The organism is Massilia sp. Soil_C_3 (assembly GCF_057657035.1).
The window spans coordinates 1-5,756 of the sequence record NZ_JBDGJG010000019.1; the positions used below are offsets into that span (position 1 = coordinate 1).

At 63.1% G+C, this 5,756-nt stretch carries 3 protein-coding genes; 2 read left to right on the plus strand and 1 reads right to left on the minus strand.

Going from position 1 to position 5,756, the window contains the following annotated elements; translation table 11 throughout:
• Positions 1-247: 247 nt before the first annotated feature.
• Both AC3A6F_RS25210 and AC3A6F_RS25215 read left to right on the plus strand, forming a co-directional pair.
• Positions 248-3,436 carry a DUF2339 domain-containing protein gene (locus AC3A6F_RS25210; protein ID WP_487686524.1) on the plus strand — a complete coding sequence of 1,063 codons (3,189 nt, stop codon included), beginning with the start codon at positions 248-250 and terminating at the stop codon, positions 3,434-3,436.
• 19 nt (positions 3,437-3,455) lie between these two features.
• Positions 3,456-4,892 carry a DUF3999 family protein gene (locus AC3A6F_RS25215; protein ID WP_487686525.1) on the plus strand — a complete coding sequence of 479 codons (1,437 nt, stop codon included), beginning with the start codon at positions 3,456-3,458 and terminating at the stop codon, positions 4,890-4,892.
• Between the two features lie 65 nt (positions 4,893-4,957).
• Here the strand turns inward: AC3A6F_RS25215 and AC3A6F_RS25220 are convergent, their stop codons facing one another.
• On the minus strand, positions 4,958-5,368 hold the full coding sequence (locus AC3A6F_RS25220) for a DUF2061 domain-containing protein (RefSeq protein WP_487686527.1): 411 nt from the start codon (positions 5,366-5,368) through the stop codon (positions 4,958-4,960).
• Positions 5,369-5,756: the final 388 nt, after the last annotated feature.

Consider the following 5,756-nt stretch of genomic DNA (forward strand, 5'->3'; position numbering starts at 1 on the left):
TGTGAAAGTAGGTTATCGTCAGGCTAGTTATATGAAAAACCCCACCAGGTGATCCTGGTGGGGTTTTTTGCTTTGGAAGCCAGGATCATGCCGCCATGGCTGCTTGACCAGGCGCAACGAAAAGCAAAATTCGCTTCCTAACTTGTTTCTAGCTTTTAATATTCTTTTGCAGCCAGGACAAACACATCCCCTGCGCTGACTGGACGGCACCGTTCCCACGAATACACCATCCCACCTTGAGGCGCCCATGCAAGAGCTCGGCTTGGCGGTACTGGCAACACTGGGTTATCCGTTTCTTGTCGCGTGGCTCATGGGACTGAGCAAGGCTAGCAGGATCGCCGAGCTGGAGCAGCGGATCGAGGACTTAAACGAGCGGGTCCATCGGTTCACGACACCACCCTCTCCCGTCGCACCAGCGTGGCGCCCTGCCAACACGGTTGCGGTCCCAGTGCCGTCCCCGGATCTCATCAAGGTTGGTCCCCAGGCACCAGCGGCCGAGGACACCATCACATCCCACCCGCCACAAACCGACACCACTGTGCCGGAGTCCGAGCCTGCGATTCCAGCCGATATCGCCGCCACACCCATGGCCCAGGAAGAGCCAGCTCCGGATCCTTACCCGGAACCATCCCCACGCTGGATCGTCGCAGTCAAGACCTGGCTACTCACCGGCAACCTGGTCGCCAAGCTCGGTCTCGTGATCCTCTTCATCGGCATCGGCTTCCTGCTCAAGTATGCCGCCGCGACGTTCATCATTCCGATCGAGCTGCGCCTGGCCGCCGTGGTCCTGGCCGATTTTGGGCTGCTGGCCTGGGGGTGGCGTCTGCGCCTGACGCGCAGGGAGCTCGCACTGCCAATCCAGGGCACGGCAATCGCCATCCTGATGCTGGTGATATTCAGTGCCTATCAACTCTATGCGCTGATACCTTCCGGTCTTGCGTTCGCGCTGCTGGTTTTCCTTACGGCGTTCACCTGCCTGCTGGCGGTCCTTCAAGAGGCGCCCTGGCTGGCGGCATTCGGCATCACGGGCGGCTTCGCATCGCCCGTGCTGCTGGCGAGCGGGGAAGGTGGAAGCCATATCGCACTCCTCACCTATTACGCGCTGCTCAATGCCGGCGTGTTCGCCCTGGCCTTCATGCGTTCATGGCATCCGCTCAATCTGCTGGGATTCGTCTTTACCTTCATCGTCGGCGCGACCTGGGGCGGGCTGCGCTACACCGCGGACCATTACTGGTCGGCGCAAGCCTTCCTGATCCTGTTCTTCCTGTGCTATGTCGCGATTCCGCTTGCGTTCGCCACCCGGGAGAGAACGCGCATGAAAGACTACGTCGACATCACGCTGGTCCTGGGCACGCCGCTGCTCGCATTCGGATTCCAGGTGGGCCTGGTCAAGGACATGCCCTTCGGCCTTGCCTTTACCGCGCTCGGCCTGGGTGGATTCTATCTGGCCCTCGGCATCTCTCTATGGCGCAGCGGGCAGGAACGCATGCGGATGATGGTCGAGACCTTCGCTGTGGTCGGCGTCATCTTCGGAACGCTCGCCGTTCCGTTCGCCCTCGATGCGCGCTGGACCTCGGCCGCATGGGCGGTCGAAGGTGCCGGATTCGTGTGGTTCGGTCTGCGTAACCGGCGTCAGCTCGCCTTGATATTCGGGCTGCTGCTGCAGGCAGGCGCTTGGATAAGTTTCATTGCCGCTGCAGCCGGGCTCACCGCGGACGCTGCACTCGCCGCCAATTTGTGGCTGGGATTCCTGCTGCTCGGCGCCAGTGCATTCATCGTCGCGACCGACCTGCGCAAGCATGCCGGCGGTGACGACAGCCTGCCGGAGCTTGCCGGTGTCGGGCTGCTGCTGGCTGCCATCGCCCTGCTTGGCGCATGCTGGAGTGAAGCGATCCTTCGTACCGCCGGCGGTACTTTGGCAAACTGGATGGTGGCCGGCGCCTTGTTCAGTGCCGTGCTGCTGTACCTTGTCGGTGTCCGCATGGCGTGGCCGCTGGCGCGCGGGCTGGCCCTGGCGGCCCAGATCGCAGGCGCCGCAGCCGTGGGCATTGTCTGCGCACCGGGCTGGTCGTTCACCGCGATCGAGGCCCGCGGGGAACAACCCTTGTTGGGTGTCTTCATGCTTGCCGGCGCGGCATTCGCGACCAGCCGCATGCTGCAGCGCGCGGACGTCGGGAAGTCCGATTCGGGGCATTCCGGCAGTCCAGCCGCATCGGCCCTTCTGCTGTGGGCGGGCATCTGGTGGTTCGGTGCCGTCCTCAATATCGCCGCAGGCAGGATGGTCGACTACCTGCCTTCCGGGCTGGGCAATCCGTATGCGCGCTGGACCTTGCTATACGCAGCCGCGGTCGCGACCACCGCCATTGCAGGCGTGTGGTTCGGCCCACGCGTGACGTGGCCACAGCTGCGCTGGCTCGCGGGAGCCTGCTGGGGCATGCTGGTCCTGGCCACGGTAGCCGCCCTGAACACGCTGTATCTGAAGCACAACCTGCCGGAAGCGGCGTTCTGGATCTCCTGGGCGACCCTCTGGATCAGCAGCGAGTATGCGATGCTGCGTTGGAGCGAGGGCGGTACGGAGATCAATCGAAGCTTGCTCAAACTCTTGCACGCAGTACGTACCGGCGGGCCGTGGCTGGCCCTGTGGCCGGCCGGTGCCATCGTGATCGACCGCTGGCTTGCCGGGCCGGCCGACCCAGTCCTCGCGGTGCAAGCCGATTGGGCCATCGATGCCGCCTGGAGCAACTACCTGCCGAGCTGGGTCATGATGCTGGCCCTCGTATTCCTGCTGCGCCGCAGCCTGGCCGACAGATGGCCGAGTGCACCGTTGGCCGATTGGTATCGCACGGTCGTCATCCCCGGCGGCACCGTGTTAATGGCGATGTTGGTCGTGGCCTGGAACCTGGGCCACGACGGCGCGATGGCCCCGTTACCTTATTTGCCGCTACTGAATCCGCTCGACCTGACCACCGGCTTCGTGTTGATGCTGTGGGCCAGTGCGCTGCGCCAGCTCGCCGGCCAGGCCGCACTCCACAACGCGCTGCTGAATCGGCTGAAGATCGGCGCCGCCATCGCGGCCTACGCCTGGTTCAACGTTATCCTGTTGCGCAGCGCGGCGCACTATGTCGGCATCGACTACCGCTTCGGCGCGCTCGCCGCATCGCAATTCGTGCAAGCCATGCTGTCCCTGGTCTGGAGCGCGAGCGCGCTCGTGCTCATGCGCTTCTCCGCAAGCCGGGTCATGAGGCGCAGTTGGTGGAGCGGAGCGTTCGTGCTTGGCATCGTGGTGCTGAAGCTGTTCCTGATCGACCTGGCCAACGGCGGCAGCATCGCGCGCGTCGTGTCCTTCGTCGGTGTCGGACTGCTGCTGCTCCTGGTCGGCTACTTTGCGCCCTACCCGAAAACGGCGCACGGCGCGCCGTCGGCTGCTTCCGCTTGAGCTGAACTGGAGAAAAGCCATGTACGCACTCTTCGATCGGCGCGCCATCGCCGCTGCGTTGATGATGACGTCCTTTGCCGCCATTGCAAGTCCGGGCGACGCGCCGGCCGACTATTCCCACATCCTGCCGCTCAGCGTCGATGCCGGCCAGGCTGTCGTGCAATTGCGGGTGCCGCGCGATATATACGTCAATGCGCGTTCGCCGGCGCTGGACGACCTGCGGGTGTTCGATGCCGCCGGCATGTCGATGCCGTTCGCATTGGCCGACCTGGCGCCGCCGGCCACCGTGCGCAGGTCAGCCACGCCGGTTGCCGTCTTTCCCGTGCACGGTCGCGCGCGCGATGCCGGACGTCTACACGACAGCCTGCAGATCCGCACCGGGAGCGATGGCGCAGTCATTTCGGTGACGGCGCCGGCGCGCACGGTCAGCGACGAGCTGGTTGGCCTGGTCCTCGACCTGCGACCGGCCGCCCACGCAGCACAGGTCAAGGCGGCAGGGCCGGTAGGAGGGCTGATCTTGTCCCTGCCGCCAGGAACGGGGAGCTATAGCGCTTGGGTGGTACTCGACGTCAGCGACGACCTGCAGAACTGGAATGAGCTGGCCGAGGCCTCGCTGAGCTGGCTGGTCAACGACCAGGGCGCAAGCGTGGAGAAAAACCGAATCGGATTTACGCCGCGGTCGTTTCGCTATGCCCGTATCCGCTGGCTGGACGGCCAGCCGGTCGCGTTTTCCGCGATTCATGCCGAGTATGTGGTCGAGCGGCAAGCCGCCCGGCACCTAGAAACCATCGTCCTGCAAGGCTCGCCGGGGCCCGAGGGACGGGACCTGGTCTATACGGCGCCCATCGCGATCCCTGCGCACTCGCTCGGCCTGGTATTCACGGGGCAGAATGTCGTCATGCCGGTGCAGGTCGGGCTATACCAGGCCATCCGCAGGCGCGAGGCGGGAGGACGAACCTCGGCGCAATTGCAATCACTGGTGAGCACGACGTTCTACCAGATGGTCCAGGACGGGCGGCGTCGGGCTTCTGGAGATGTCGAGATTCCTGTGACACATGCCTCCCAGTGGATCGTGCGGCCGCAGGCCGATGTGTCCGAGCGCCCGGCGCTGCGCCTGGGCTGGACACCCGCGAGCATGGTGTTCGTCGCTGGCGGCAAGCCGCCTTATGTGCTGGCCTTTGGCCGCACAGGGGTACGTCCGGCTCGAGTCGGGCTACATCAGGTGGCGCCGGGGTTCAGTGCACGCGAGTTGGCCGCGTTAGCGGCGGCCAGGCCTGGAAGTCTGGTGCAGCAGCGGTCGTTCGGCCAGGCGGTGGACGATGCCGCCAGGAGTCGGTCCGGGAGCAAGCGGGGCTGGTTATGGGCATTGCTGGTCGGCGGTGTCCTGGCGCTAGGGGCGATGGCCTGGCATCTCTTCCGTCAGCTCAAGAGCGGTGCAGAGCGGCCAGTCGCCTGAATCGGCGCATGCAAAAAAGCCCGCCGGTTGGTGACTGGCGGGCTAGGGTGACTGAAGCGACCGGTTCAGGCGGCGTGCATTCGACTGTTGATGCGCAGCTCGAGCTTGTCCCAGAACCGGTCGTGGAGAGGAAGCAGCAGCACATTGCAGATCGGTTCGAGGATGGCGGCCAGGCCACCGAAGGCAAGCGAGCCGGTCGCGCCATAGATGACAGCAAAAGCCACGACCATGTGCATGAGCGTCTGGCTGACCTTTTCAGCGGCAATGCGCGTATAGCGTTCGCGAACCGATCTCGCTCCCTCGCGGATAGTCGCCCACGCTTTTTCGTGGAAGGGGAGCAGGAGTACGTTGATCACTGGTTCGATGATGATGGCCAGGCCGCTGAACATGACCGAGCCCGTCATCGCATAGGCGATGGCGAAGGCGATCGTCATGTGGGTGATGACCTGGCTGGTTTTCTTGGCTGCGATGACCATGGCATTGCCTCTTCACTTCGGTTGCTGACTGTAGAGCCAAATGATAATGATTCTCGATTATAGTTAAAAGCAAATAATATTGAAGATGTCGATAGGTGCGATCTATCATCAGGAATGCGAAATGGGTAAGCCGGGGCTTGCGGGAAGTGTCATCGGTTTGTTATAGTCTCGTTCTCCCAACGCAGACGCAGCCTTTAAGGTAGCGAAAAGCGGAAGGAAAAAGAGGGTTGACGAGATTTAGAAAACGCCTCATACTCTCTCTTCTCTGCTGCTGGCGAACACAACGATTCGAAGCAAACAGCAGGTGATGTAGTACCGAATAAAGTTCTTTAAAAATTAACAGTCGATAAGTGTGGGCGTTTGATGAAGGTGCCAAGAACTTCGGTTC

Bases quoted from the DNA above. Each gene is read 5' to 3' on its own strand.
- AC3A6F_RS25215 (WP_487686525.1), top strand. From the start codon at position 3,456: ATGTACGCACTCTTCGATCGGCGCGCCATCGCCGCTGCGTTGATGATG.
- AC3A6F_RS25210 (WP_487686524.1), top strand. From the start codon at position 248: ATGCAAGAGCTCGGCTTGGCGGTACTGGCAACACTGGGTTATCCGTTT.
- AC3A6F_RS25220 (WP_487686527.1), bottom strand. From the start codon at position 5,368: ATGGTCATCGCAGCCAAGAAAACCAGCCAGGTCATCACCCACATGACG.